The sequence below is a fragment of the Myxococcus sp. AM009 genome (assembly GCF_013372605.1).
GTDB classification, from domain to species: Bacteria; Myxococcota; Myxococcia; order Myxococcales; family Myxococcaceae; genus Myxococcus; species Myxococcus vastator.
Genome location: NZ_JABXEP010000002.1, coordinates 114,053 through 140,648, shown reverse-complemented (window position 1 = coordinate 140,648; position 26,596 = coordinate 114,053). Strand labels below are relative to the sequence as shown.

20 protein-coding genes are annotated in these 26,596 nt (G+C 71.4%); 13 read left to right on the top strand and 7 right to left on the bottom strand.

The features are described 5' to 3' along the window. Positions 1 to 594: oligosaccharide flippase family protein (locus tag HV824_RS01365; RefSeq protein WP_176422481.1), on the bottom strand; the 594-nt coding region annotated here is incomplete at its 3' end. A gap of 168 nt (positions 595 to 762) precedes the next feature. On the opposite strand from HV824_RS01365, the gene HV824_RS01360 reads away from it, so the two are divergent. From HV824_RS01360 to HV824_RS01340, 5 genes are all read left to right on the top strand, one after another. Then, a complete protein-coding gene (locus HV824_RS01360) occupies positions 763 to 1,431 on the top strand; it encodes a bifunctional 2-polyprenyl-6-hydroxyphenol methylase/3-demethylubiquinol 3-O-methyltransferase UbiG (RefSeq protein WP_176422480.1) in 669 nt (222 codons plus the stop codon). 9 nt (positions 1,432 to 1,440) lie between these two features. After that, a complete protein-coding gene (locus tag HV824_RS01355; RefSeq protein WP_176422479.1) occupies positions 1,441 to 2,589 on the top strand; it encodes a glycosyltransferase family 4 protein in 1,149 nt (382 codons plus the stop codon). 47 nt (positions 2,590 to 2,636) lie between these two features. Beyond that, a complete protein-coding gene (locus tag HV824_RS01350; protein WP_255207659.1) occupies positions 2,637 to 3,764 on the top strand; it encodes a glycosyltransferase family 1 protein in 1,128 nt (375 codons plus the stop codon). 138 nt (positions 3,765 to 3,902) lie between these two features. Continuing rightward, the gene (locus HV824_RS01345) at positions 3,903 to 5,162 is read left to right on the top strand and encodes a glycosyltransferase family 4 protein (protein ID WP_176422478.1); all 1,260 of its coding nucleotides are present in this window, start codon (positions 3,903 to 3,905) and stop codon (positions 5,160 to 5,162) included. Then, complete coding sequence (locus HV824_RS01340) at positions 5,159 to 6,310, top strand: glycosyltransferase family 4 protein (RefSeq protein WP_176422477.1); 1,152 nt, start codon at positions 5,159 to 5,161, stop codon at positions 6,308 to 6,310. The genes HV824_RS01345 and HV824_RS01340 overlap by 4 nt, the downstream gene beginning before the upstream one ends. A gap of 13 nt (positions 6,311 to 6,323) precedes the next feature. Here HV824_RS01340 and HV824_RS01335 read toward each other — a convergent pair whose 3' ends face one another. The 5 genes from HV824_RS01335 to HV824_RS01315 are packed head-to-tail and all read right to left on the bottom strand — an operon-like array spanning position 6,324 to position 13,464. Further along, entirely contained in the window at positions 6,324 to 7,466 is a 1,143-nt protein-coding gene (locus HV824_RS01335) for a glycosyltransferase family 4 protein (RefSeq protein ID WP_176422476.1), read from the bottom strand. Beyond that, on the bottom strand, positions 7,435 to 8,895 hold the full coding sequence (locus HV824_RS01330; protein WP_176417003.1) for a hypothetical protein: 1,461 nt from the start codon (positions 8,893 to 8,895) through the stop codon (positions 7,435 to 7,437). The genes HV824_RS01335 and HV824_RS01330 overlap by 32 nt, the downstream gene beginning before the upstream one ends. Next, entirely contained in the window at positions 8,892 to 10,028 is a 1,137-nt protein-coding gene (locus tag HV824_RS01325) for a glycosyltransferase family 4 protein (RefSeq protein ID WP_176422475.1), read from the bottom strand. Before HV824_RS01325 ends, HV824_RS01330 begins: the two co-directional genes overlap by 4 nt. After that, complete coding sequence (locus HV824_RS01320) at positions 10,025 to 11,275, bottom strand: glycosyltransferase (protein ID WP_176417001.1); 1,251 nt, start codon at positions 11,273 to 11,275, stop codon at positions 10,025 to 10,027. Before HV824_RS01320 ends, HV824_RS01325 begins: the two co-directional genes overlap by 4 nt. After that, positions 11,272 to 13,464 (bottom strand): polysaccharide biosynthesis tyrosine autokinase, encoded by a 2,193-nt coding sequence (locus tag HV824_RS01315; RefSeq protein WP_176422474.1) that lies wholly within the window; start codon positions 13,462 to 13,464, stop codon positions 11,272 to 11,274. Before HV824_RS01315 ends, HV824_RS01320 begins: the two co-directional genes overlap by 4 nt. A 205-nt stretch (positions 13,465 to 13,669) precedes the next feature. On the opposite strand from HV824_RS01315, the gene HV824_RS01310 reads away from it, so the two are divergent. The 8 genes from HV824_RS01310 to HV824_RS01275 all read left to right on the top strand — a co-directional run bounded on the left by HV824_RS01310 (position 13,670) and on the right by HV824_RS01275 (position 25,111). Continuing rightward, the gene (locus HV824_RS01310; RefSeq protein ID WP_176422473.1) at positions 13,670 to 15,016 is read left to right on the top strand and encodes a bifunctional glycosyltransferase/class I SAM-dependent methyltransferase; all 1,347 of its coding nucleotides are present in this window, start codon (positions 13,670 to 13,672) and stop codon (positions 15,014 to 15,016) included. A gap of 90 nt (positions 15,017 to 15,106) precedes the next feature. Then, the gene (locus HV824_RS01305) at positions 15,107 to 16,801 is read left to right on the top strand and encodes a hypothetical protein (RefSeq protein WP_176422472.1); all 1,695 of its coding nucleotides are present in this window, start codon (positions 15,107 to 15,109) and stop codon (positions 16,799 to 16,801) included. A gap of 264 nt (positions 16,802 to 17,065) precedes the next feature. After that, on the top strand, positions 17,066 to 17,785 hold the full coding sequence (locus HV824_RS01300; RefSeq protein ID WP_176416997.1) for a hypothetical protein: 720 nt from the start codon (positions 17,066 to 17,068) through the stop codon (positions 17,783 to 17,785). A 75-nt stretch (positions 17,786 to 17,860) separates the two neighbouring features. Continuing rightward, positions 17,861 to 22,234 carry a pilus assembly protein PilY gene (locus HV824_RS01295; RefSeq protein WP_176422471.1) on the top strand — a complete coding sequence of 1,458 codons (4,374 nt, stop codon included), beginning with the start codon at positions 17,861 to 17,863 and terminating at the stop codon, positions 22,232 to 22,234. Next, a complete protein-coding gene (locus HV824_RS01290; RefSeq protein WP_163784218.1) occupies positions 22,231 to 22,767 on the top strand; it encodes a hypothetical protein in 537 nt (178 codons plus the stop codon). The genes HV824_RS01295 and HV824_RS01290 overlap by 4 nt, the downstream gene beginning before the upstream one ends. Continuing rightward, positions 22,764 to 23,969, top strand: a complete 1,206-nt coding sequence (locus tag HV824_RS01285; protein WP_176416995.1) for a PilW family protein — start codon at positions 22,764 to 22,766, stop codon at positions 23,967 to 23,969. Before HV824_RS01290 ends, HV824_RS01285 begins: the two co-directional genes overlap by 4 nt. 1 nt (position 23,970) lies before the next feature. Continuing rightward, positions 23,971 to 24,615 carry a Tfp pilus assembly protein FimT/FimU gene (locus tag HV824_RS01280; protein WP_176422470.1) on the top strand — a complete coding sequence of 215 codons (645 nt, stop codon included), beginning with the start codon at positions 23,971 to 23,973 and terminating at the stop codon, positions 24,613 to 24,615. 178 nt (positions 24,616 to 24,793) lie between these two features. Beyond that, the gene (locus tag HV824_RS01275; protein WP_176416993.1) at positions 24,794 to 25,111 is read left to right on the top strand and encodes a hypothetical protein; all 318 of its coding nucleotides are present in this window, start codon (positions 24,794 to 24,796) and stop codon (positions 25,109 to 25,111) included. Positions 25,112 to 25,129: 18 nt separating this feature from the next. On the opposite strand, the gene HV824_RS01270 is transcribed toward HV824_RS01275, so the two are convergent. Continuing rightward, entirely contained in the window at positions 25,130 to 26,569 is a 1,440-nt protein-coding gene (locus HV824_RS01270) for a PAS domain-containing sensor histidine kinase (RefSeq protein ID WP_176416992.1), read from the bottom strand. Positions 26,570 to 26,596 lie beyond the last annotated feature (27 nt).

Here is a 26,596-nt window from a genome sequence, read left to right as displayed (position 1 = left end):
TCCTCGCTGCGCGTGATTCCGTTGATGGCGCTGGAGCGCCAGCGACCACGCGCCGAAGCCCAGCGCCGCCAGGGAGATGGTGGTGATGACCTGCACCACGTTCTCAATCAACTCCGCGCGGGCGATGACGGAGAAGGCCAGCTGGCGCTCCAGCGCCATCAACGGAATCACGCGCAGCGAGGACAGGAACAGGCCCAGCGCCAGCGCCCACACCATGGGCACCGCGCCGTCGCCCAGCGCGTAGCCTCGCGTCAGTTGGGGAGCCAACAGGCAGACGGAGGCCACCACGACGGCGGTGAGCGCCTGGTGGCACCAGAAGATGGTGAAGGTCTCATCCCGCGTGGGCTCGTGCGGCTGGCGGACCAACGCCGCGCTCAGGCCCAGGTCACCCAGGAACACGCCCAGGGAGGCCGCGTAGGACACGATTCCAAACAGGCCGTAGTCCGACGGGAAGAGCAGCCGGGACAGGAACAGCGCGCTCACCACGCGCAGCCCCTGGGACGCCACGGTCCGGGCCGCCAGGACGAACATGCCCTTCAGGGCACGCGCCTTCACTTCGACGGAGGTGGCTTCAGGCGCTGCGGTCGCGTTCATGGGGCGGGGCGGCCCGCTCCGGGCAGCATGGACAGGGGAAATGCTACCGACAGCGCCCAGGGCCTACAAGCAACGCGCGTTCCCCGCACGGCGGGAGGTCCCGCTCGCCTGCCTGGGCACCGCGCCAGGGTTGCCCTTCCCGAAGCGCCAGGGCTACGGTCCGCCCACATGCGCCCCGGTGGAAACATCCTCCAGTTCTTGAAGCGTGAAGTCCTCGTGGGAGAGCATGAGGTGCTTCACCGTACCTTGAAAGAGGCGCTGGTCGGCACCTGCGACAGCGTGCTGGACATCGGCTGTGGCTCGCGCTCGCCGCTCCACAGCTTCTCGCACCTGCTCCCGCACACGGTGGGCGTGGATGGCCACCCCACCAGCATCGAGCGCAGCCGGGCCGCGGGCATCCACCGCGAGTACCACTGCATGGACCTGATGGAAGCGGGCCAGCGCTTCGGTCCGAAGAGCTTCGACGCCGTCGTCGCGCTGGACGTCATCGAGCACTTCGACAAGCCAGACGGCTTCCGGCTGCTGGAGATGATGGAGTCGCTGGCGCGCAAGCGCGTCATCATCTTCACGCCCAATGGCTTCCTGCCCCAGGACGAGTGGGACGACAACGTCCACCAGGTGCACCGCTCCGGCTGGGAGGTCTACGACTTCGAACTGCGCGGCTACCGCGTCACCGGCATGAGCGGCTGGAAGCCCCTGCGCGGCGACTATGCGCTGCCGAGCGTCCGGCCCTTCCGCCTGGGCAGCCGCCTGTCCATCCTCACCGAGCCCTTCGCCACGCGCTGGCCGCGTCACGCCTTCCAGCTCCTCGCCATCCGCGACATGGACGTGTCCTGACGCCGCGCCATGCCTCCTTCACGCACCGCGCCCGCGTGGCACGTCCTCACCGGCGAATACCCGCCGCGGCCCGGCGGCGTCGGTGACTACACCCGGCAACTGAGCCGCGCGCTGGCTGGCACCGGGCAGGAGGTCCACGTCTGGGCGCCCGGAGAAGGCGGTGTCCGCGAAGAGGACGGCGTCACCGTGCACCGTGCCCCTGGCCTCCTGACGCCCAAGGGGCTGCCCGGCCTGTCGCGCGGGCTGGATGCGTGCCCGGGGCCCCGGCGACTGCTGCTCCAGTACGTCCCCCATGCCCTGGGGCTGAAGGCGATGAATGTCCCCTTCTGCGCGTGGTTCGCCGCGCGGCGGCACGACGCGCGCTGGGTCTACATCCACGAGGCGGTGCATCCGTGGAGCCCGCGCGGCCCCTGGCGCCACCACGTCCTGGCGGGCGCCACGCGGCTGATGGTGCGCCTGGTGGCGAGCGCCGCGGACCGCGTCTTCCTGTCCATTCCTCAGTGGGCGGAGCACCTGCCCGCTCGCGTCCGGCCCCATGCCGCCTGGCTACCGGTTCCCAGCAATCTGCCCGTCACCGTCTCCAGCGACGCCGTGGACGCGCTCCGCGCGGAGCTTGGTGAGGGGCCCTGGCTGGGACACTTCGGCACCTTCGGGCGTCTCACCGCGGAGCCCCTGGAGGCCGCGCTGGTGCCGTTGCTGCGTCGCGATGGAACGCGCGGGGCGATGCTGCTGGGCCGGGGCAGCCGCGCCTTCGTCGAAGGCCTGGAGACACGCCATCCCGAGTTGCAAGGCCGGCTCGTGGCCAGGGACTCGCTCGCGCTCGACGAAGTGGCGGTGCACCTGGCGGCGTGTGACGCACTCCTGCAACCCTATCCGGACGGCGTGAGCACGCGGCGCACCACGGTGATGGCGGGGCTGGCGCTCGGCCTCCCCGTCGTCACGAACACGGGGCACCTCACGGAGCCCCTGTGGCGCGAGCAGGGCGCGGTCGCCCTGGCGGAGGGCACGGCGCCCGCCGCCCTGGTGGAGCGCGCCGAGGCGGTGTTGTCGCTCGCGGACGCCGGGCGAAAGCTGGGCCAGCACGCCGCCCGAATCTACCGCGAGCACTTCGCGCTGGAGCGCACGGTGGAAGCCCTGCTGCGCGCCGGCCCGATATGACGCCCCGCCACGCGACGACCCGGACCGCGGCCCGGCTGGCGCTGCTCATGGATCCGCGCGAGGAGGGCTGGCCCAGCATGGACCTGGTGGGCGAGGCCCTCATGGAAGCACTGGCCGCGCATCCCTCCGAGGTCCACGCGACGGCCGTGCGCCCCGTCATGCCCGCGGTGCTGCGGCGGCTTCCCCGCGTGGGCGCGCGCAACGCGGCGTTCAACGCGGACCGGCTCCTCACCCGCTTCGGCCTCTACCCGGGCCGCGCGCTGCTTGCTCGGGGCCGGTACGACGCCTTCCACGTCGTGGACCACACCTACGCGCAGCTCGTCCACGCGCTGCCCGCGTCGCGCACCGGTGTCTACTGTCATGACCTGGATGCGTTCCGCTCCGTGTTGGAACCCCACCGAGAGCCGCGCCCCGCGTGGTTCCGCGCCATGGCCCGCGCCCAGCTCGCGGGGCTGGAGCGCGCGGCCATCGTGTTCCACAGCACCCAGGCGGTGCGCACGGAGCTGCTCGCGCACGGCGTGGTGCCGGAGTCGCGGCTCGTCTGGGCGCCGTATGGCGTGTCCCCCGAATACCGCGCGGAGCCCACGCCCGGAACGCCCGACGCGAGCGACGCCGTGCTCTCACCGCTGAGGGGGCGGCCCTACCTGCTCCACGTCGGCAGCGCGATTCCTCGCAAGCGCCTGGATGTCCTCTTCGCGGTGTTCGCAGCGCTTCGCGCGCGCTACCCGGAGCTTCGGTTGGTGCAGCAGGGTGGGGCGCTGAACGACACCCAGCGCGCGCAGGTGGAAGCGCTGGGCATTGGCGATGCGGTGCTTCAGCCTCCTCGACAGGAGCGGTCCACGCTCGCGGACCTCTACCGGCGCGCGTCGGCCGTGCTGGTGACGAGCGAGGCGGAGGGCTTCGGCCTCCCCGTCATCGAGGCGCTGGCCTGTGGCGCGCCCGTGGTGGCCAGCGACCTGCCCGTGCTTCGAGAGGTCGGAGCAGAAGCCTGCACCTACTGCCCCGTGGGGGACGTCCCCGCCTGGGTGGACGCCGTGGCGTCGCTGCTCACCGGCCAAGGCGCGCAGCCCTCGCGCGAGGCACGGCTGTCGCGCGCCGCGCGCTTCACCTGGGCCGCGCATGCCCGCACGGTGCTGGACGCCTACCTGCGGGTGCTGGGGGCCTCCGCGCCTTGAGGCCGGTGCCCCCAGCCAGACGACGTGGACACGCCCGCGTTCACCACGAGAACTCGGCGTGCGGCGGCGTCGGATGTCCTTCAGACCCCCGTGACGCGCCTTGACCCGGGAGGAGGTGTTTGCTTCGGTCCAGCCGCCGTGCGCGTCCTCTTCCTCAATCCCGTGGGCATCCTTGGCGGAGCCGAGCGCGCGCTCCTGGATTTGATGGCGTGTCTGAAGCAGCAGGACGCGACGCTGTCACTCCACCTGCTGGCGGGGACGGCGGGGCCGCTGCTCGACGAGGCGCGCGCCCTGGGCGTGGACGCGCGACTGCTGCCGCTGCCGGAGCAACTGTCCACCCTGGGTGACAGCGCGCTCCGAGGACACGGTCCGCTGGAGGCGCTGCGCTTCGCCCGCCGCCTGGCACCCGCGCCCGGCCACCTCGCGGACCATGGACGCGCGCTCCGTCGCGACGTGGCGGAGGTGGGCCCCGACCTGGTGCATTCCAACGGCATCAAGACGCACCTGCTCAGCGCCGCCACCGCCGGGCTGCCCCTGAAGCGGGTGTGGCACATCCATGACTTCCTGGGCGAGCGGCCCCTGGTGCGCCGCGCACTGAGGCTCCTGTCGCCGCTCGCGTCGGCGGCCATCGCCAACTCGCGGGCGGTGGGCGACGACGCGCGCGACGTGCTGTTCCGGGTGCCCGTGCACGTCGTCTACAACGGCGTGGACACCGCGCACTTCTCTCCCGGGCCCGCGGAGGGCGCGAAGTTGGACCTGCTGGCCGGGCTGCCCGTGGCCCCCAGCGGCACCCTCCGCGTGGGGCTGGTGTCCACCTATGCCCGCTGGAAGGGGCAGGATGCCTTCCTCGAGGCAGCGGCGACGCTGACGCGCCTGCACCCCGCCCTGCCCGTGCGCTTCTATCTGGTGGGCGCGCCGCTGTACCAGACGCCCGGCTCGCAGTTCTCCGAGGACGAGCTGCGCAGGCTCATCGCTTCGCGAGGGATGTCCGCGCGCGTGGGCCTGGTGCCGTTCCAGTCCCATCCGGCCTCCGTGTACCGGGCCCTGGACGTCTTCGTCCACGCCAGCACCCGCCGGGAGCCCTTCGGACTCACCATCGCGGAGGCGCTCGCCTGCGGGCGGCCCGCCATCGTCTCCAGCGCGAGCGGGGCGGCGGAGGCGCTCACGGACGGCGTGGACGCGCTGCTGATACCTCCGGGCGACGTCCACGCGCTGGTCCAGGCGCTGCGCGCCCTGCTGGAGGACCCGGCCTTGCGAGCACGGCTGGGCACGGCCGCGCGCAGCACCGTGGCGGCGCGGTTCTCGCGGGAACGCTATGCCAGCGAGGTGCTCACCCTGTATCGAGCGCTCGCGCGGAGCGCTCCCCTCCCTGAAGGCCGTGGAGCGCCCATCCCTTGAAGCAGTCACGCCGGCTCATCACGCTCTCCCACTCCTACGTCGTCGGCCTCAATCGGCGCCTCGCCAACGAGATGGCGCGCGTGGGCGCCGGTGAATGGGACGTCACCACCGTGGCCCCCCGCTTCTTCCACGGCGACCTGAGCCCGCTGGCGCTGCGGCTCGAAGCCGACGAGCCCGCCAGGACGGAAGGCGTGCGCGCGTTCTTCAGTCGCTCGCTCCACACCTTCCTCTATGGCCCGGAGGTGCGCGCCCACCTCGCGCGCGGCGCGGACCTGGTGCACGTGTGGGAAGAGCCCTATGTGCTGGCCGGACTGGAGCTGGCGCTGCTCACCCCGCGACACGTCCCGCTTGTCTTCTGCACCGCGCAGAACCTGCCCAAGCGCTACCCGCCGCCCTTCGCCCAGGCGGAGCGCTTCGTCGTCCAGCGGTCCGCGGGCTGGGTGGCGTGGGGTGAAAGCGTGCGAGACAACCTCCTCACCCGGCCTGGCTACGCGGAGCGTCCCGCGCGCGCCATTCCCATGGGAGTGGACGTGGACCTGTTCCACCCAAACCGCGCCGCGGGCGAGTCCTTGCGACGCGAGCTCGGCTGGGAGACGTCGGGCCCGCCCGTGGTGGGATTTCTCGGCCGCTTCGTCCCGGAGAAGGGTGTCTCCCTGCTGATGGCCGCGCTGGACGCGCTCGACACGCCCTGGCGCGCGCTCTTCGTGGGCGGAGGCCCCATGGAAGGCGTCCTGCGCGACTGGGCGGGGCGACACGGAGACGCGGTGCGCGTCCTCACCGGCGTTCCACACTCGGGCGTGCCACGCGCGCTCAACGCCATGGAGGTGCTCTGCGCTCCCAGTCAGACGACGCCCAGGTGGAGGGAACAGTTCGGCCGCATGCTGGCGGAGGGCTTCGCGTGTGGCGTCCCCGTGCTCGGCAGTGACTCGGGAGAGGTGCCACGCACCATGGGCGACGCGGGCCTCGTGCTGCCGGAGGCGTCCGTGTCCGCCTGGACGCAAGCGCTCTCCGACCTGCTGGAGAGCCCCCAGCGCAGAGCGGAGCTGGCCACACGCGGAAGGGAGCGCGCCGTCACCCGCTTCTCGTGGCCCGTGGTGGCCAAGGCCCACCTGGACTTCTTCACCGAGGTGCTGGAGCGGCGCGGCTAGCGAGGCAGGCGCCTCAGCCCTCGCGCTCCACCACGTCCACGATGGCCTGGGCCATGGTGTCCCACGTCCGCGCCCGGAGCGACTCCGACAGCGCGGCCACATGGGGCGCCCAGGCCGCCGCGTGCTCACGCCAGGCCTCCAGGCGCCGCACCAACGCCTCCACGTCCTCCGGCGCGTCCAGCAGCAAGCCCGCCAGCGTCTCCGGGTAGCGCTCCGCCACGCCCGCCGAGCGGCTCACCAGCGCGGGCAGCCCGGCGCACAGCGCCTCGTGGACGTTCAGCCCATACGCGTCATAGCGCGTGGGTGACACCAGCACGTCCGCGGCCGACAGCAGCAGCGGCACGTCGTCACGGAAGCCGAGGAACTGGATGCGCGTCCCCAGGCCCTTGGCCGCCGCTTCGCGCTCCCACGCCTCGCGCTGCGCGCCCGAGCCCACCACCTTGAGGTCCACGCCCCAGTCCGCCCGTGCGCACAGCCGCGCCCAGGCCTGGAAGAGGGTGTCGAAGCCCTTGCGACGGTCTCCCAACGCCCCCACGAAGAGCGCCACGGGCCGGGACTCCGACCAGCCCAGGGCCGCGCGGGCCGCGCGCCGCGCCTCGGGTGAGGCGGGGCGGAAGCGCTCCACATCGCCGCCGAGGTAGATGACGCGCACCCGGGACGCCGGAACGCCCGTGGCCGCCACCACGTCCTCCCGCGTGCGCTCCGAGTTGGCGATGATGACGCGCGCGCGCCGCAGCGCCCGCCGCTCCGAGCGCACGTAGTACCGGTGACTCACGCGGCCCTTGAGCTGGCGCAGCGCGCCGCCCGTGGGCTCGGCGGCATAGGCGCCGTGGACGTAGTGGACCCAGTTGGCCGAGGCCACCGGGCAGTTGCCACCATTGGCCACGACACGCCCTCCCTCCGCGCGGGTGCGCAGCGCCCAGGCGCGCCCCACGGCGCTCAGTATCGGTTCGCCGAGCAGATAGGCATTGGCGGGCTTGGGCACGCGCACGAAGCGCACGTTGGGATGGCGCAGCAGGACGTCCGCCACCCGGTGTGCCACCAGCCGCACGGGGTGCCCCTGCTTCGCCAGCCAGAGCGCCAGCGCCAGGTTCGCCCGGTCCATGCCGCCGGTGTCGACGAAGTCACCGGCGATGAGCGTGTACGGTCTTCGCATGGGACAAGGCGCCGAAGAGCGCCGCGTTGAGCAACCAGAACTCCATGCCCGTCTGGCTCATGAAGAACGGATAGCTGAAGGTGAGCGCCAGGGCGCCCAGGTTGTACGCGAAGAGGACGCTGCCCCACAGCCAGAACTCGCTCCGCGGACCATCCCGACTGAGGGCGACCTGGAAGGCCCACAGCAACGACATCAGCAGGCCCAGCGGGTAGAGCAGCACGCCCAGGATGCCGCCGTCGTAGACCCAGGCCGTCCACTGGATTTCCGCCCACAGCGACGGGCGCTCGCGGTCGCTGTTGTCACCGAAGTAGGCATTCATCATGCCGTAGCGACCCAGGCCCGCGCCCAGCGGATACTCAGGCAGCACGTCCGCGAAGGTGCCCGTCAGGAAGTAGCCGCGGTTGCGGTGGTACACCTCATCGGGGCTCGACTCGAAGAGCGAGGACCAGCGATTCATCACCGTGTCGCCGCCCACCGCCACGGCCCAACCGAAGGTGGCCACGCCCGCGGTGCCCACCACCGCCAGCAGCGTCAGGAACCGCCCCACGCGGCCACTCAGCAGCAGCACGCCGGCCAGGGCCACCAGACACACCACCAGCATGACGGCGGTGGCGCGCACCTGGGACAGGTAGATGCCGAAGAGCCCCACCAGGATGCCGCCCACGCTCAGCGCGCGCGTCAGCCCACGCCGGGACGACAGCAGGAAGCCGCCGCCCAGCAGCACCGCGTAGAAGCCGCCAGTGGAGGCGCCGCCCGGGATGTCCGTCAGACCCATGGGCCGGAACACGCGCACGCCGTCCGCTGTCTCGAACTGGAGGCTGCTCACATAACCTTCACCCTGGCCCTGCACCGCGGACGACAGCGCGGGCTGGAAGCGGCCGGGGAAGTAGACCTGCAGCACGCCCACACCCGCGCTGGCCGCGTTGAAGAAGAAGAGCAGCGCGAGCGTGCGACGGAACGTCTTCGGGTCGATGGCCAGCCGGGTCACCCACAGCAGCGGCGCGGCGATGGCGAGCTGGATGCCCAACTGCGCCAGCGCCGCCAGCGGGGCACCGGTGCCAGGATTGAAGAACTGGAGCGTGGTGACGCCCAGCGCGGCCAGGACGAAGGGAAGCGCCGGGTGCTTCAGGCTCGGTCCCCGCACCAACGCCAGCAGCGCCAGGCTGACGCCGAAGGCCAGCACACGCACCGCCACCCGGAGCGGCGCGATGGCCTCCACCAGCAGCGAGAGCTGGCAGCAGATGAGCAGACCGACGAAGAGCGGCACCAGCCGGCCTGATGCCAGCAGGCCGCCGTCCATGCGCGCACCTCGAGCGGCGGGATGCGTGAGCGCGGCCCCCTCCGAAGCCGCCTCCTGCACGGCCCCCGGCGCGCGGCGCACGTACCGGCGCTTCAGCGCGCCGGGGCCCTGGAGCTGGGGGGCCCTCACACCGGCACCGCCTGCTCGGCCAGCGCGCGCAGCGCCTCCTCCATCCCGCGAAGGAAGCCCCCCGCATCGCTCAGCGCCGCGGCACGCGCGGGCCCCGCCGCGCCCAGCCGGACGCGCGCCTGGGGGTCCTCGATGAGCCGCCTCAGGGCCAGGGCCAGTGACTCCGGCTCCGGGTGGACGAACACCCCGCAGGAGGCATCCACGATTTCCAGCGCGCCCCCCATCGGCGTGGTCACCACGGGAAGGCCCGCCTGGAGCGCCTCCACGAAGACCAGACCGAACGCCTCTGGCAGCAAGTTGGGATGGCAGTGGATGTCCGCGGCGCGGAGCAACCGCGACACGTCCGAGCGCTGCCCCAGGAACCGCAGCCGTCCCTCGATGCCCAGATGCCTCGCCTGCGCCCGCAGCCCCTCCAGATAGACTTCCTCATCCGGCCGCTGCGCGCCGCCAGCGAACCAGGCGCGCCAGCCCGGCACCGCCCGCAGCCGGCCCAGCGCCTCCAGCAACAAGCGCTGGCCCTTCCGCTCCTGTATCCGGCTGGCGTGGAAGATGACGGCGTCCCCTTCGGCGGCCCCCAGCTCCTCGCGCACGCGCGCGCGCTCGGACGCCTCCAGCCTGGGCGGCGGCAGGGGCAACGGACAGTGCGTCACGCGCCAGGGCACCTGGGGATAGACGGACGCCAGTGTGCCCGCGGTGAAGCGGCTGTTGGCCAGCACCAGGTCGGGCGGCGTGACGCGCGCCCACCGGTCCACCCAGTGCCGACCGGACAGCGCGTCATGCTGGAAGAGGACCAGGGGAACGCCCACCGCGCGAACCGCCGGCCCGAACAACGCCTGAGGCCAGAGGGAATGGCAGAGGACCGCGTCAAAGCGCCCCGAGCGAAGCAGCGCGCGCAGCACCCTCCGCGCGTGCCACACGGACCAGGGACGGCGGGTCCGCACGGGGCCCAGCAGGTGCAGCTCCGCGCCAGCGTCACGCAACTCCGCCGCCAGCCGGCCCTCGAAGCAGAGCGCGAAGGCGTGCGACAGCGGCGGGTGCCGGCCCTGCTCGCGCGCCACCGTGTGCAGCAACGTCTCGATGCCGCCGTAGAGGTTGCCGCTGGAGAGGTGCAGCACGCGCAGGGGGCGGCTCATGCATTCCCCGCCAGGCGCTGGGGCACCACGTCGGGCGCCATCCCCGGCGCGGGCCGGCCCAGCGCCTCCGCGTACAGCGACAGGCTGCGCCAGGCCATGACGTCATGCCGGAACTCCGCCACCGCCCGCGCCCGGGCCTCACGCCCCAGCCGCCGCGCCAGCCCGGGCTCCTCCACGAGCCGCCGCGCCGCCGCCGCCAGCGCCGCCGCGTCGCCGACCGGCACCGTCAGCCCCGTCTGCTCGTGCAGGCTCACCCACGCGACGCCCGAGTGCGCAATCGCCGTGTTCAGCACGGGCAGCCCGCTGGCCATGGCCTCCACCTGCGACAGCCCATACGCCTCGCTGCGGGCGTTGCCACAGAACCAGAGCGCGGTGGCCGCGTGCAGCGCGCCGACCAGCGCATCCGGAGGCAGATAGCCCGCCCACGTCACCCGGTCCGCGACGCCCAGCGCGCGCGCGCGGCGTCGGGCCTCCGCCTCCAGCGGCCCCTGCCCCACCACCACCAGCCGCCCGGACACCCGGCGCAGGGCCTCCAGCGCGGTGAACAGGCCCTTGTAGTAGACGAGCCGCCCCACCATGAGCCACAGCGGCGCGCCCGCGGCCTGTGCCCGCCAGTGGGCCTCCGCCTCACGCGCGGCGGCGGAGGGCTGGAGGTACGGCGCCAGGTCGAGCCCCAGCGGCAGCGCCCGCACCTTGCCGCGAAAGGCGCGCAGCAGCGGCGAGCCCGGGACATAGGCCTCGCTGGTGGCCAGCACCCGCCGGGCCCGCGCATAGAGCAGCGCCTCGAAGGGCTTGAAGAGCGCGCCCGCCACCCTCTGCCGGATGACGTCGCTGTGGTGGGTGATGAAGACGGGAGGCAGCCGGCGCACCACGTCCAGGGCCAGCACCCAGGTCGGGTTGGGCGTGTGCAGGTGCACGATGTCCACGCCCCGCGACAACGCGCGGCCCAGCATGCGCGGCAGGTCCGGCATCGCGTCCATGCGCGCGACGGAGGCCAGCCGGCCCAGGCGCGTCACGCGCACCGGTCCGTCCCATGTCTCGCACGTGGGGCTGCGGCCCTGGAACTCGTGGCTGGTGCCCGCGCCGTCCGCGGTGTGGTTGGCGCACAGCACCTCCACCTGCGCGCCGAGCGCCGCCTGGGCCCGCGCCAGCGTCTGGACGTGGGCTTCCATGCCGCCCGACGCGGGGGGATAGAACTTGCCCAGGTGCAGCACTCGCGGGCCCCCGCCCGCTGATGGCGCGTTCACGACTGCGCCACCCCATCCTTGGCGTCTTCCGCGTACTGCCCGTAGCCCTGGTAGGCCAGATACGAGTCACCGTAGCGCGGCGCCGACAGGTCCACGTCGTTGAGGATGGCGCCGTACATGCGCGCCTGCACGTCCGCCAGCGAGCGCAGCGCGCGCCGCGCCGACTCGCGGTTCGTCTTGGCCGCCTTCAGCACCAGCACCACGCCGTCGCACTTCGTGGCCAGCACCGCCGCGTCCGCCACCGCGTTGATGGGCGGGCTGTCCAGGATGACGCGGTCGAAGCGCTCGGAGGCGGCCTTCAGCAGGTCCGTGAAGGCCTGGGTGTGCAGCAGCTCCGCCGGGTTGGGTGGCAGCGGTCCGCACGGCAGCACGAAGAGCCCAGGCACCTCCGTGCTCTTCACCGCCGCGTCCAGCGTGCCCTCGCCCACCACCAGCGAGGAGATGCCCAGCTCGTTGGGCACGCCGAAGGCGCGGTGCAGACGCGGCCGGCGCATGTCGGTGTCCAGCAGCAGCACCCGGTTGCCGCTCTGGGCCATGGCCACGCCCAGGCTGACGCAGGTGGTGGACTTGCCTTCCTGCGGCCCGCTGGACGTCACCACCAGCGTCTTGAACGGGTTGTCCGGCGACATGAACAGCAGGTTCGTGCGGATGGCGCGGCAGCACTCCGCCGCTGTCGACTTGGGTTCGTGGTGGACGTGCAAGTCCCTGTCGCGCAGCGCCTTGCTGGCGTCCAGCTGCGGCATCACGCCCAGGAAGGCCAGCCCCAGCCGCTCCTCCACGTCCGCCTGCGTGGCCACGCTGTTCTCCAGGAGCTCCAGCAGCAGCACCACGCCCAGGCCGGCCAGCAGCCCCATCACCAGCCCCACCGCCAGGTTGCGGCGCACGTGCGGCTTCACCGGCACCACGACGGGCCGCGCCGGGTCCAGCACGCGCACGTTGCTGGTGCGCAGCATGCCCGACAGCTCGATGTCCTTCAGGCGCCTGGCCACCAGCTCGTAGAGGCGCTGGTTGTTGTCGGAGTCGCGCTTGAGCCGGTCGAACTCGATGGCCTTCTTGTTCACCAGGAAGGCCTCCGACTTCTCCGCGTCCAGCAGGCGCACCAGGTTCTTCTCCTGCGCCACCGACTCCGCCAGCGACGTCTCCGCGCCGCGCACCACGTTGCTCAGGCTCTTGAGGAAGTCCTCGCGCACCACCGACAGCTTGCGGTTGCACTCCAGGAGCTTCGGGTGCTCGGACAGGTAGCGCTCCCCCAGCTCCGCGCACGCCACGCGCAGCTCGGTGTAGCTGCGCCGCAGGTCCTGGATGGGCCCCTCCGTGGCGCCCGACAGCGCCTCCGCCCACGTCTCATCCTCCGGAGACGCCTTGCGCAGCCGGTGGATGGCCTCCACCCGCGCCTGCTGGGCGGCGATCTGGATGCGCACCTCGGTCAGCTTCAGGTTGAAGCTGTTGATGCGCTCGCTGACGATGCTCATCCGCGACTCGAGCGACGTGGACAGCATGTCCGCGTCCTTCTTGAAGTCGTAGACAGCCAGCTCGCTCGTCTTGGACTGCGACTCCAGCTCGGACAGGCGAATCTCCAACCAGTCGCGCGCGTCCTCCGTCGTCCGGAGCTTGAGGGCCAGGTTCTCCGCCATGTACGCGGTGGCCACCTCGTTGGCCAGCAGCGCCGCGCGCTTCGCGTCGAAGTCATCCACCGCGACGTTCATCACCCGCGAGTCCCGCGCGGGAATCACCCGGATGCGCGACTGGAGCAGCGCCACCGCGTCCGCGCCCTGCATCGCCTGCAGGCGCGCCTTCTCGTCGGTGACGTGCGCCATGCCCAGGAAGTCCGCGTCCGTGGACAGGCCCAGCTTGTCCACCACCCGGCCCGCCACCGCGCGCGAGGTGATGATCTGACTCTGGGTGGCGTAGTACTCCTTGTTGAACCAGTAGTTGCTGCGCTCCTCGCCCATCACCTCCTTCACTTCGCCATCCAGGAAGCGCGGCGCCATCACGTCGATGATGAGCGAGGCGCTGGCCGAGTACACCTTGGGCTGGCGCAACGTGTGGGCGGCCATGAGCGCCACCACCACCACCGCCACGCCAAGGACGACCCACTTGCGGCGCCACACCGCGCGCACATGCTGCATGAGGCCCGCGGTCGTCAGGCCACCGGCGCCGCCGGCCGGGTCGAAACCGGTTCCATCCACGTCACGTCTCCCTGCCATCCCCAGAGCGATTCCACGGCCTGGCGGCACTCCGCCGACCTTCACCCACACGCTGGGGGACCGCGACGAGCGTGCCGTGTCCCCGCGGGGTTGTCCATTGTTCCGCGGTCGCCTGGACGCCCTCCATCCACGCTGCTTCGCGGGCACTGACGCGCACAGCCGGGCCGCCTGTGCTAGTCAGCCCGGCGTGACGCCACCGCTCTCCTTCGTCCTTCCCTTCTCGCCCGACACCGCGGCCGCCGCCTCCCGCTTCGCCCATGCGTTGCCCCCTGACGCGGAAGTCGTTCTCGCCGGTGAGGGCTCCGTCGACGCCGCCTCCTCGCCCAACGTGCACGTCCTCACGGTGGCTGGCGGCAAGGGAGCGGCCATCCGCGCCGCGCTGGAGAAGGTGTCGGGCGCGGTGACGGTGCTGCAGGACCCTGACACGTCGTATTCGCAGGACGTCTATGACGCGCTGGTGCGCCCCATCCAGGCGGACACCGCGGACGCCGTCTTCGGCCTGCGCACGGCGCAGGGGCTGGCGCCGGAGCTGCTGGCGGACCGGGCCCTGGGCCACGTCACCCGCTTCGTCACCGACGTGCCGCTGACGGACCCGCTCACCGGCCTGCGCGCCTTCCGCACCGAGGCGCTGCGCTCCGTCACGCTCACCAGCGACGACGACGCGGTGGACGCGGAGCTGGTGGTGAAGCTGGCCGCGCAGTTGTTCCGCCTCACCGAGGTGACGCTGCCGCCTGGCGCGGTGCCTCGCCGGACGCCCGCGGCGCACCTGTCCCGGCTCAAGACGCTGGTCCGCTACGCCACGGTGCGTGACGACGCGGACAACCAGCACGAGGGCTACACCACGCTGGAGCGCATGGACGGCGCCGTCCACTACAACCAGTGGCTGGGCCGCCGCTTCCGCGAGCACCTGGGCCGCCGGGTGCTGGAGATTGGCGCCGGCATCGGCACGATTACGCGTGAGCTGGAGTCGGGCCTGGAGCTGCTCATCGCGCTGGAGGTGGACCGCTTCTACGTGGACCGCCTGAAGAACCTCTTCCGCGGCAAGCCGCACATCCGGCCGTACCTGTCCGACGTGGCCCTGGCGGACTGGGAGTCGCTCAAGACGGAGCAGTTGGACACCATCGTCCTCTCCAACGTGCTGGAGCACATCCCGGATGACGCGTCCGCCGTCCGGCGCTTCAAGCAGATTCTGGCACCCGGGGGCCGGGTGGTCATCCTGGTGCCCGCGCTCCAGCAGCTCTTCGGCGCCATCGACGAGGCCGTGGGCCACTACCGCCGCTACACGCCCTCCACGCTGCGCGCGGTGCTGGAGGAGAACGGCTTCCAGGTGGAGACTTTGGAGTGGATGAACCTGGCGGGCCTGCCGGGCTGGTTCGTCAACAGCCGCCTGCTGCGCCGCCGCTCGGTGCCCAAGCTCCAGCTCAAGCTCTACGACACCCTGGCGCCCCTGATTGCGCGGGCGGAGTCGCACGTGAAGCTGCCGGTGGGCATGAGCCTCTTCGCCGTGGCCCGCGCCACCGGGGGCGATGCGTAAGGCATCGCCGCCGCGCGTGACACCCCGGCTGTCCCTTGAATCACAGCCGCCTCTCGAGGCGGCCTCGCCCCTGCGCAGGGCCCCGCCGCCATGAACCCCACGCCCTTGCCCGCCGACGCGCCCCTGGAGCCCAGCGCGGCTCCCACCCCCGAGCGCCAGGCGCTGCCATCCCGAGGCGCGCCCCGCGCGGTGTGGGCCGCCCTGGCGGCGCTGTACGTGTTGCTGTTCCCGTACCACCCGGGCCTGCGCTCGCCCAACGAGCTGTGCCGGCTGTGGCAGACGCGCGCGCTGGTGGAGTACGGCACCCTGCACATCAACCAGGCGCTGCACGACTACGGCAAGGTCGGTGACCTGTCCGTGAAGGACGGGAAGTACTACCCCAGCAAGGCGCCGCTGCTGTCGTTCGCCGCCGTGCCCCTCTACGCCGTGCTGCGCGCGGTGGGCGGCGGCCACCGGCATGCCGTGCCCGAAGTGCCCCTGGTCTTCTTCTCGCGCCTGCTGCTCACCGTGCTGCCCACGCTGGGCCTGCTGTGGCTGGTGCGCCGCTACCTGCGCGCGTCCCTGGAGCCGCTCGTCGCGGATGCGCTCACGGTGACGTACGGGCTGGGCTCGCTGGCCTTCAGCTACTCGCTGCTCTTCATGAGCCACCAGACGACGGCGGTGCTGCTCTTCGCCAGCTTCTACGCGCTGTGGCGCTGCGCGCGTGGCGAATGGCGCGAGCGGGGCTATGTCCTGGCGGGCGCCTTCGCGGGCGCCACCGTGGCCGCCGAGTACACCGGCGCCATGGGCGTGCTCGGCCTGGTGCTGTACGCGGTGCTCACCTTCGCCTTCCAGGACGCGCCCGCGCGTGTTCGCTGGGTGCGTCTGGGCCGGGCCGCGGGGCTGGCCACGCTGGGCGCCCTGCCCTTCCTGGTGGCGCTGATGGCCTACCACCAGGTGACGTTCGGCCACCCGCTGACGAGCGGCTACAAGTACCTCAACGACGCGGGCTACCAGCCCTGGCACCTGGGCGGCTTCCTGGGCATCCGCACGCCGGACCCACGCGCCTTCGCCCTGTCCTTCTTCTCCCCGCTGCGGGGTCTGTTCACCCTGGCCCCCTTCCTCCTGCTGGCGCTGCCGGGGCTGGTGCTCGTGTGGCGCCGCCGGGGCCAGTCGTCGGAGGCCCGCGCGCTGGCGTGGCTGAGCGTGGCCCTGCTCGTGGGCTACACGTACTTCACCTCGTCGTTCTCCTACGACTCGTGGGGCTGGACGACGGGGCCGCGCCACCTCACCGGCCTGGTGCCCTTCCTCCTGCTGCCCGCCGGTCTCTTCCTGGCGCGCTTGCGCTCGGCGGGCCAGGGCGCGTGGGCCCTGGGCGTGGCCGCGCTCCTGTGCGCGGTGTCCATCATCACCACCGGCGTGGCCACCTTCATCAACTACATCCCCGACGATGTCTCCAACGCCGTGGGCGCCCTGGCGCTGCCGCTGCTGCGTGCGGGCTACTTTCCGCCCGGCGTGCTGACCTTCCTGGGGCTGCCGGCGGGACTGGCGGGCGGGGTGATGGGGGCGCTGCTGCTGGGCACCGCCGCCTGGGTCTTCGTCAGCCTGGCGCGGAAGCCCGGCCAGACGTGGCCCGCGGCGCCCGCGCTGGGGGCCTCCCTGGCGGTGCTGCTGCTGCTGGGCGCGGCGCATGGCCTCACCAGCCGGCATGACACCGCGGACCGCAACGCCGTGCGCTTCCTCAAATCCGTCTGGTTGAATGCCCCGGAGCGCGACGTTCCGTTCTGGCCCCGAGGGCGCGGCTGAGACACGACGCTCCGTGTGACTGTCACGGAGCCACCAAGCGTCTCGCCTCCTGGGACGAGCCCCACGGTCCGTCCCACTTTGTCGCTGACTCGCAACTTTTGCGAGGTCCGCAATCCGTGTCGCCTGAGTCCGTGTCAGGCTTCACCCAGGGCCCTGGCCAAGCGGCTGGATGCATTGACCTGGATGCGCCGCGAAAGCGGGCCTGGGGATTGCTGAGACAGACACCCGCGCTTCCCTGCTGCCCTTCATGGCAAGGAGTCCCTGGTGCGCTGTCATCCGACCCGCAAGCCCGCACACGCCCCTGGCGCGCGGAGAGGTTTCACGCTGCTGCTGGCGCTGGGGCTCATCGCGCTCGTCACCGCGGGCGTGCTCGTGTCCCTCCGCGCGGTGACCACGGAGAGCGTGCTCCAGTCCCATGAGCGCCGCTCGCGGGAAGCCCTGTTCGCCGCCGAGGCGGGCATGGCCGAGGGACGCGCCGTCGTCCTGGCGATGATGAACAACCCCGTCTCGGGAGGCGTTGGCAGCTACAACCAGGACGTCCTGCCGCGCCTGCAAGTCGTGGCCGAGCAGGGCTTGCCCGACGTCGCCGCGGGCGGCGTGCCCTGGCGGGAGCTCATCCCCCAGACGCCCTACACGCTGGCGCGCGGCACGGCCGTCGACGACGCCGTGACGGGCGCCTCCGTTGAAATCAACGACGTGGAGGGCGAGCCCATCCGCGCCTATCCGGAGGCCCGCGGCGTCTCCTTCCGCGTCTTCGTCGTGGAGGACGACGACGACGCCGACCGCAACGCCGACGCCAACGGCCGCATCTGGCTGGTGTCCGTGGGCGAGGTCCAGCCCCCGGGCCCGGGCCTCCCCTACCGCACCATCGTCCGCTCACTCCTGGAGCACAGCAGCACCCAGGGAGGGCTCACGTGCAGCTACGGCACGAAGATGGGATGCCGTGGCACCGGCACCTCCAGCAGCGGCCTTCCCACATTCTGATCTCCACGCCTTCAACCGCACTCCGTTGCACCTGAATCGGGCGGCCCTGAAGCACTGGCCGCCAGGGGGGACATCATGCGCTGGACTCGAACCTGGATGGCCGCGGTGGCAGTGGCCGCCGCGGGAGCCGTGCTCGCCCAAAGTCCCGGCGGCGACACGGGCAGTGGCGGCGCGGATGGCGGCGCCAGCAGCCTCGCGCTGTGCATCGACACCACGGACCAGGACAAGCAACCCGACTTCAGCAGGGACGCGGGCATCCCCAGCGCCATCATCGTCACGGACGACGACCCGCCCAAGCTGCGGCTCAACACCAACCTCAACGTCCTGGACCCGGAGAAGATCATCCTGCCCTTCGAGCAGGAGCTCACCGCGCTCATCGTCGATGACCGCGCGGGCAGCGGCGCCTCCAGCACGCTGGGCTGGTTCTATTACGACGAGCTCATCGACGCCGGCTACATTGACGACAACGGCACCCCCAAGAACTCCGATGACGACCGGATGCGGGACACAGACAACAACGGCGTGCCCGACTTCCACGAGGACCTCTACAACCTCAACCCCTCGCGCTACATCGGCAGCGAGGGCCCTCGCTGCGACCGTCCGTTCACCCACCGCCGCTTCGGGGACGCTGGCACGGTGACGCTGCGCGAGCCCGACCTGTTGACGGGCCGGTGCAACAGCGCGTCCAGCTACCTCGCCAATCAAGGGCCTCGGCGCTGGGAGCGCCTGGCGGACTATCCCACGCAGCCAAGGACGGGCGGCGTGGTGGGTCAGCGCGTCCGTGATTTCGAGACGGAACTGCTCTTCAACGAGCGGATGAACGACGGCTTCGACTACCTCAACCTCCGGGACAATGCGGTCCCCGCGCGGGTCGACACGTACTTCAGCGACCGAGGCATGTTCCCGCACATCCCGAACCTGCTGGAGCCGCGGCACCCGCTCAACAGCAACCGGGGCATCGGCAACCTCATCTTCCTGTCCACGGACGATGACCCGAACCAATGCCGCCAGTCGGAGACCGCCGAGTGCTTCGCCCCTCGTCAGGGCTGGACGCTCGACGCACAGGGGACCTTCACGCGCGTCACCGGCACCTGGGACAGGTCCAGCGCTCCCGACGGCATCCCTGATTACAAGGCCAGCGCGTTCGACAGCGCGGGCCGGCTCATCACCGGCAGGAACCCGAGCGCGCCAATCACCAAGGAGGAGGACCAGATTGTCCCCATGGGACGGCTCGCGGGTGACCGCGAAATCGTCTTCTTCCTCGTCACCTACGTGGAGCAGATCTACGGCCCCGCCACGGACTCCTGCTTCATCACCCGCCCCACCACGGATGGCCGGGAGGTGCAGTGTGACCTGTGGATGCACGGCGACATCAACGTCTTCTTCACCAAGACGCCGCTCAACATGGACCTGCACCAGAGCCTCAATCCGCTGGTGGTGGACGGGAAGAACCTGAGCACCTGGCTGGGTGGTGACGCCTATGCCCGCCTGCGAACCGACCCTGCCTATGGCGGCGTCGTCTTCCCGAACAACCAGACGCAGGACGTGCGCTCCGTGAACCGCCGCGCGGCACACACGATTGTGGGCGCGCCGCGTGACAACCCCCTGGTCTGGATTCTGGGCTGGGAAGACCAGAACGCGGGCGGTGACCGCACGTACAGCGACATCGTCATCCTCATCAACAAGCAGAACAACGGCTCCTACCGCTCCGACGTGGTGTCGGACATCTCTCCGGACATCTCCCTGGACTTCACCATCACCGAGGTGACGTTCACCGTGGAGGACCAGCCCTACTACGCGGCGGACGGCGGCGGCATCGCGCCCTGCTCGCTCTCCGTCACACTGCCGGACGGCGGCACAGGCCAGCGCAGGCCGGACATCACCTATGAGGTGGCGCTGGACTGCAAGGTCTGCCAGGAGCCCTGCGACACCTCCAATCCCACGTATGTCGTCAACGACACGCCGAACTGGCTCCGGGTCCCCATCCCGGACAGCGACGGCGGCGTACGCAATGAGACGGCGGTCCTCCAGGACTTCCTGGAGCAGGGGCGCGTGGGGACGCAGCTGTGCTGGCGCGCGGTGATGGAGAGCCCGGGGGAGTCCTGCCAGCCCACCATCCACAACATCAACGTCTCCTACAAAGCGCAGCGCAGCGGCGAATACGGCCGCGCGTCGCTCATCCCCATGGCCAACGCCGTCATCCACGGCGTCTATGAAACGCCCGGGCGTACCTGGGTCGCCGACGGAGGCGTGGACCAGGTCTCCATCCGCACCTACGACAACCGTCCGGACACCATCGACCGGGGCCACATCTACCTGAAGAAGCTCTACGAGCCCGCCACGCTGGCGCCCTATGAGCCCACCCAGGAGGTCTGGGACTCCGGCAAGTGGATGCGCGACCTGATGCGCACGCTGGAGCCCCGTCCCGGAGAGCCGCTCGACGCGCGCAGGCTCGTCACGCTCAACCCGGCGAACCAGCAGGCCGTCGAAGTGAAGGACCTGATGGCGCGCGGCAACACCACCAGCCCCGCCTTCCCAGACACCTACTGCACGCGGCGCAACGGCAGCGTGTATCTGTATGACCTGGACGGCCGCAACGGCTGCACCGCGGATGACCGGGTGGCGCTGCGCGACTGGCTCTACGGCTGGGAGGACCGTCAGGCCTCGCTCGTCCGCAACCGGATGCGGACCTGGCCGCTGGGCGGCGTGAACCTGTCCACCGCGGCCGTCATCGGGCCGCCCAACGTGCCCGCGTGGCTGCTCGAAGGCCGCAACCTGGACACGGAGCGCCGCAAGTTCACGGAGAACTTCAGCGCGGCCAACACGGGCCGCACCACGGTGACGTATGTGGGCACCACGCAGGGCTACCTGCACGCGCTGGGCACGGGCACATTCCAAACAGGGGATGACCCCTGCACGCCAGGCCGCGTGGAGTATCAGGGCTACTTCGGCCGGGCCGGCGGCTGCGCCAACGGGCACGACTACGGCGAAGGCGGCGAGCTGTTCGCCTACCTGCCCTTCAAGATGCTGCCCTACTACGTGGAGAACTACCGGCGCGCCAACGACGCGTACTCCACCGAGCGCGCCACCATGGACGCCACGCCCTCCGTGGCGGACGTGGACCTGCGGAGCAACGACTACCGCCCGGACACCGGCCATGACCCTCGGCAGACCGACGAGGCCTGGCGTCCCAGCCCGGCCCGGAACGAGGGCGCCAAGACGGTGCTGGCCAGCGCCACCGGCCCCAAGCAGAGCATCCTCTTCGCGCTCGACGTCACCAACCCCACGGCCCCGGGCTACCCCACGCCCCTGTGGGAGTTCGACATGAAGCGGGACCGCTTCACGTCAGCGGGCGTTCCGTGCACGAACAACAGCAACGGCTGCAACCCGCTGCCGGCGCTCTTCACCGGCGCCACGCCCAAGCCCGACACACGCGGCTCGCGCCACGCGCCCTCGCTGGTGCGCATGGACTTCGGCCAGAATGGCGGCAAGAAGTGGGTGTCCATGTTCGGCACGGACTACTCGCCGGAGTCCGGAGCGGTGGGCACCGTCTACCTGATGGACCTCAAGACAGGTCTGCCCGCGCAGGTGCCGGGCAACAGCGCGAAGGCGCGGCTCGCGGGCGTCGTCACGCTGGGCACCGCCGCGGACGCGAATGAAGGCATCGGCGGAGAGCCCATCCCGCTGGACGTGAATGGCGACGGCAACGTCGACGTCATCTACGTCCCGTCCACCTCGGGGAAGATCTACCGCATCAACCCCACCTACTCGAACACCGGGACGAGCACGCCGCTGGGCAAGGTGCTGGCCTCCTGTGTCGTCGCGGACGCGCAGACCGTGCCCGGCATCCGCAACCCCACCAGCCAGCGCATCTTCTCCACCATCTCCGCGTCGGTGGCGCCGGACAGCGGCGCCCGCCGGGTGCGGCTGTACTTCGGCACCGCCAACAACCCGGACATCGCCAACGAGCCGGACGACACCGCCAACCCGCGGCCCCGCTATCACCTGATGGCCTTCGAGGACCGCGACCCGGTGCCCGCCACGCGGCCCGGCGCCGACTGCCCCGCGCAACTCGAATGGGCACGCGAGCTGGGCGAGGGACAGGTCGTCTGGGGCGGCGTCTCCACCACCCAGGACGGGGTCTTCACCACCAGCGCCGTGGGCCGCGCCGCCAGCGCGTGCGACCTGGACAGCACCACCAGCGGCAGAATCTACGCCTACAGCACCGCGGGCAACGCGCTCGCGGGCAATGACACCGCCATCGACGGCCACGGCACGCACGCGCCCGTGCTCTACGACAACCACCTGCTCATCGTGAAGAACGGTCAGGTGCGCGCGCTGGGGAGCGGGACGTACAACAACCCCACCTCGGAGTCGCCGCGAAGCAGCTCCCGGGTCCTCATCTGGGACGTGCAGTCCGGCTCACGCGTCCAGGAGGTGGTGCCATGAACCGGCGCCTGCTCCACGCCCATCCGCGCGGCCTCAGCATCCTGGAGACCCTCGCCACCGCCGCGGTGCTCATGCTCGGCATCCTGGGCATCATGCTCACGCTGGGCACCGCGTCTCGTCACAACCGCCGCAACAACAACCTGGGCCAGGCGAACCTCATCGCCGAACAGGAGCTGGAGCGCGTGGTCAACCTCCGCTGCGTGGGCGAGCCGCTGAACGACCCCTGCGTCAACATCAAGCAGCTCGACAACACGGGGCGCGACGTGTGGTGGTCCGCCAATGGCCGCATGACGGAGACGCCGCCCCTCCCGGGCGCGACGCCTCAGATGGCCTACACGCTGACGCTGGACGTGGACCCGCCCTTCGAGGGCTCCGAGACAGGCGAGCCCGCGCTGAGCCGCGCCATCCCGCTGCCCCACGCCAGCAGCCTGGCCCTGCACCAGGTCATCAACGTCCGCGTCACCGTGAGCTGGGCGGAGGAGCCCGGTGCTCCCCGCCGCGCGGTGGCCCTGCAGACCCGGATGGCGCCATGAAGCGACTTCGCCCGACGACGCCGCGCGGCTTCACGCTCATCGAGCTGATGGTGGCCGCCTCCATGTCCATGGTGGTGCTCGCCACCGCCATTGGCGTGAGCGTCCACCTCCAGCGCCGGGGCCTGCTGGAAGAGCGCATCATGGAGACGCAGAACAAGGGCCGGGCCGCGCGTGACTTGATGGCGTTCGGTGTGCAGCGGGCGGGCGCGGGCATTGGCAGCGTCTCCCTCACCGGCGGCCGGATTCCCTCCGGTGAAGCGGACCTGTTCTACGCCGTGTGGGCCCGCCCCCAGGCCACCTTCCCGGATGACGCCACCTTCGTCCCCCCCGCCGATGCCGCGCTGCTGTCGGATGCGCTGGAGGTCTGGGAGACGGACCCGGCGCGCATGGTGCTGCTGGACCAGTGTCCCCTGCCGGCGACCGCGGCCTGGTTCGAGGACACGCTGTGCGTCGGAGGCCTGCCCCCCGCCTACCTGGACAACGCGGTCATCGCCGTGGTGTTCCCGGGCACGGAAGACGAGCGGGGCTGGGCCTGCGTGGGACAGGTGACGAACCTCGTGGCGGAAGGCGTGGAGTGGACCCCCGCCCTCCCAGGCCGGCCCGCGCCCGCTGATGGCCACTGTCATCCCGATGCCGTGACGCTCCCCGAGTCACCCTGGCTTGGCACACGCGCACCTCGCGAAGGCGGCATGTACCTGCTCCCGCTCACCAGCCGCGGCTACCGGGTGAACTGGCCCGAGGGCACGCCCGTGCTGGAGATGGACCCGGATGGCCCCATGGGGCCCGCGGGCTACACCGCGGTGTCCCAGGACATCGAGCAGCTGCAGGTCCGGCTGGGCGTGATGGCCCCCGACGCGCTCCCCGGCGCCCCCGTGCGCTTCTTCCCGGACGCGGAGACCGGGCGCCCCTCACTGGCCACCTGCACCCAGGCCACCTGCGCCACGCACATCTCCTGGGCCTGGGACCCCGGCGTGCCCGCTCCGCCGGACCGCGGCCCGGGCAGCGCTGGTGACGAACTGATGCGCCACCTGCGCGTGGTGGAGCTGTCCATCACCGCGCGCTCGCAGCGGGCCGAGCTGACGGGGAACGAAGCGCCCGGAGCGCGAGACGACGATGGCAATCTCCGGGATGGCTTCAAGCGCCGGCACAGCGTCATCCGCCTGGCGCCTCGCAACTTCGCGTTCGTGGGAACGGGGGGCTGACATGTGGCCACGCAACCGAGGCATGACGCTGCTGGAGGTGATGGTCGTGGTGGCCCTGGTCGGCCTCTTCACCACCCTCTCCGTGTCCAGCTTCCAGGGCATGACGGAGCGCCAGCGACTGGGCGCCGCGCAGCGCGAGCTGGTGCTGATGATGCAGGAGGCCCGTCAGAAAGCACGCGCGACCCACCAGCCCGTGCGGCTGGGCACTCGCGTCACGGATGAGCGGGGCGTCCAGGTGACGCGCATGCGCTGGGAGGCGCTGGCATGCAGTGACGCATGGGGCACGGTGTGTCCCATGCCCGCGTGCCAGGACAACGCCTGCGGCGTGGGCGGCTGCGAGTGCCCGGAGCTGGGGCCGGACCTGGTCGTCCCGCCGAAGCTCGACGTGGACCTGCTGGTGGGCCTGTGCTGGCGGGGCAACCCCGGCGTCGGCGCGCCCGTCGTGGCCCCGCCGGCGCCTGGCGGACGGGTGTGCGAGCAGGACGCCCCGCTGCCCACGACGGAGCGGCTCGTCCTCCTGCGCAACGGCGGGACGCTCGAAGCGCCGGACTGGAGACCGGAGCTGGTGTTCCAGGCGGATGGTTTGACCGCGGCCGTACGCCCCCTGGATTGTGACAAGCACGCCTCCACCCCAGGCTGCCAGTAGACACCGCCGCCGCCGTCGCGCGTGCGACCAGGCGGCTTCGGCGTATGCTCGGGGGCCCTCACCCCCGCGCAGATTGACGCACTGGTGGGACACATCCGCACCATGAAGGCGCCCGCGGCCCCTTGAATTTCCATTCGAAGCCGCGCGTCATCCCCCTCAAGAGAAACGGAGCCCCCCCATGAAGAACCTCACCGTCGCCGTCGTCTTCTGCCTCTCCATGGCCAGCCTGTTCGCCTCCCTGCGCGCGGACGCGCTCTCCTCGGTGCACATCGAGAAGGGATTGTCCCCGGCACCGTCGCTGTCCCTCCGCCCGGATGACGGCAAGGGCGGCGGTGACGACAAGGGCGACAAGGGCGGCGGTGAGGAGGACGAGGAGGAGTACCGCAAGCGCCGGTACGCCGGCCTGTCCCAGCAGGCCGCGATGGAGCTGGTGGACCCGGGCTCGCTGACGGACGTCCTCCGCCTGCAGGCCGCCGTGAGGTTCGGCCAGCGCTAGCAGGCCACGGGCCGGGCCTCAGGCACTCTTGCCTGGCGCCCCCCCCAGCGGCCGGGTGACGCGCGGCAGCGTCACGGAGAAGCAGGTCCCCGTGTCCGACGACGACGCCACGTCCAGCCAGCCTCCGTGCGCGGTCACGATTTGCGACACGATGTAGAGCCCCAACCCCAGGCCCTGGTGCTTCGGCTTCGGCTGCCCCGGTTCGAGGGGCACCCCGTGGAACGGCGAGAAGAGCCGCGGGCGCAACGACTCGGGGATGGGCGGCCCCCCGTTGTGGACCTCCACGCGCTGGAAGAACGGGTCCTTCGCCGCCAGCCGCACCCGCACCGGGCTCCCCTCCGGACTGTGTTGAAGCGCGTTGCCCAGCAGGTTCGACAGCACCTGCCCCAGGCGCTCCTCGTCCCAGACGCCGCGTGATTCGCCGTCCACCTCCAGGCAGACACCGCACTCCGGATGCGCGGGCTCCAGCTCGGAGATGATGCGCCGGCACACGTCCTCCATGGACACCTCGTGGGGACGCAGCGGGATGCCGCCGGCCATGCGGGCGCGCGTGAAGTCGAGCAACTGTTTCACCAGCCGCGCCATCCGCTCGGCGCTGCCGTCGATGCGGGCCACCACGCGCCGGATCTCCGGGGGCAGCGTGTCCCGGGCCAGGAGGGCCGCGGAGGACAGCCGCACCGCGGCCAGCGGGTTGCCCAAATCATGGCCCAACACGCCAATGAAGCGCTCCTGGAAGCGCGCCTCCTCCTCGCGCTCCAGCTCCTGGCGGCGCCGCGCGGTGACGTCCCGGCAGATGGCGAACAGGCCGTACACGGTGCCATCACCGCGGCGAAGCACGCCCTTCGTCGTGTGCCAGATGCGGTCCGTCCCCGGGCCGCCCTCCGCCCCTTCGTACGTGGCCGTCTGTCCGGAGTTCATCACCTCACGGTCGTGCGCCAGCGTCGGCGCGGCCCGCTCGGCGCCCAGCAACTCCGCGTCCGTGCGGCCAAGGATTTCTCGCGGGGCCCGGTGGAAGGCGCTCGCGGTGGCGGGATTGATGAGGATGTAGCGGCCCGACACGTCCTTCACGTAGATGGCGTCGGTGGCGCTCTGGATGACGGCGTGCAGGAGGTCATGGTCGCGCCGCAGGGCTTCTTCCGCGGCCATGCGCTCGGTGAGGTCCTCCAGGAAGAGCACCACGCCGTCGTCACACGGTGACACGCGCGCCTGGAGCCACACGGTGCCCATGGGCGACTGCCGGGACACCCGCGCGACTTCTGGCGCGCGGCGTGTCACCGCGCGGACACATGCACTGAAGAGGCCGCTGTCCCACGCCCACGGCGCCTCTTCCAGCAGCCGGTGGTGCACCAGGCGGCCCTCTTCCCCGCCGAGCCAGCGCTCCGCCTGCACGTTGGCGGAGACACACTCGAAGTCGACGATGCCGCCGACCTCGGAGCGCACGCTCCGCAAGACGGCCACCGCCTCGGAAAGAGGTTCGTCCCCTTC

Bases quoted from the DNA above. Each gene is read 5' to 3' on its own strand.
- HV824_RS01360 (WP_176422480.1), top strand. From the start codon at position 763: ATGCGCCCCGGTGGAAACATCCTCCAGTTCTTGAAGCGTGAAGTCCTC.
- HV824_RS01355 (WP_176422479.1), top strand. From the start codon at position 1,441: ATGCCTCCTTCACGCACCGCGCCCGCGTGGCACGTCCTCACCGGCGAA.
- HV824_RS01350 (WP_255207659.1), top strand. From the start codon at position 2,637: ATGGATCCGCGCGAGGAGGGCTGGCCCAGCATGGACCTGGTGGGCGAG.
- HV824_RS01335 (WP_176422476.1), bottom strand. From the start codon at position 7,466: ATGCGAAGACCGTACACGCTCATCGCCGGTGACTTCGTCGACACCGGC.
- HV824_RS01325 (WP_176422475.1), bottom strand. From the start codon at position 10,028: ATGAGCCGCCCCCTGCGCGTGCTGCACCTCTCCAGCGGCAACCTCTAC.
- HV824_RS01305 (WP_176422472.1), top strand. From the start codon at position 15,107: ATGAACCCCACGCCCTTGCCCGCCGACGCGCCCCTGGAGCCCAGCGCG.
- HV824_RS01295 (WP_176422471.1), top strand. From the start codon at position 17,861: ATGCGCTGGACTCGAACCTGGATGGCCGCGGTGGCAGTGGCCGCCGCG.
- HV824_RS01290 (WP_163784218.1), top strand. From the start codon at position 22,231: ATGAACCGGCGCCTGCTCCACGCCCATCCGCGCGGCCTCAGCATCCTG.
- HV824_RS01285 (WP_176416995.1), top strand. From the start codon at position 22,764: ATGAAGCGACTTCGCCCGACGACGCCGCGCGGCTTCACGCTCATCGAG.
- HV824_RS01280 (WP_176422470.1), top strand. From the start codon at position 23,971: ATGTGGCCACGCAACCGAGGCATGACGCTGCTGGAGGTGATGGTCGTG.
- HV824_RS01275 (WP_176416993.1), top strand. From the start codon at position 24,794: ATGAAGAACCTCACCGTCGCCGTCGTCTTCTGCCTCTCCATGGCCAGC.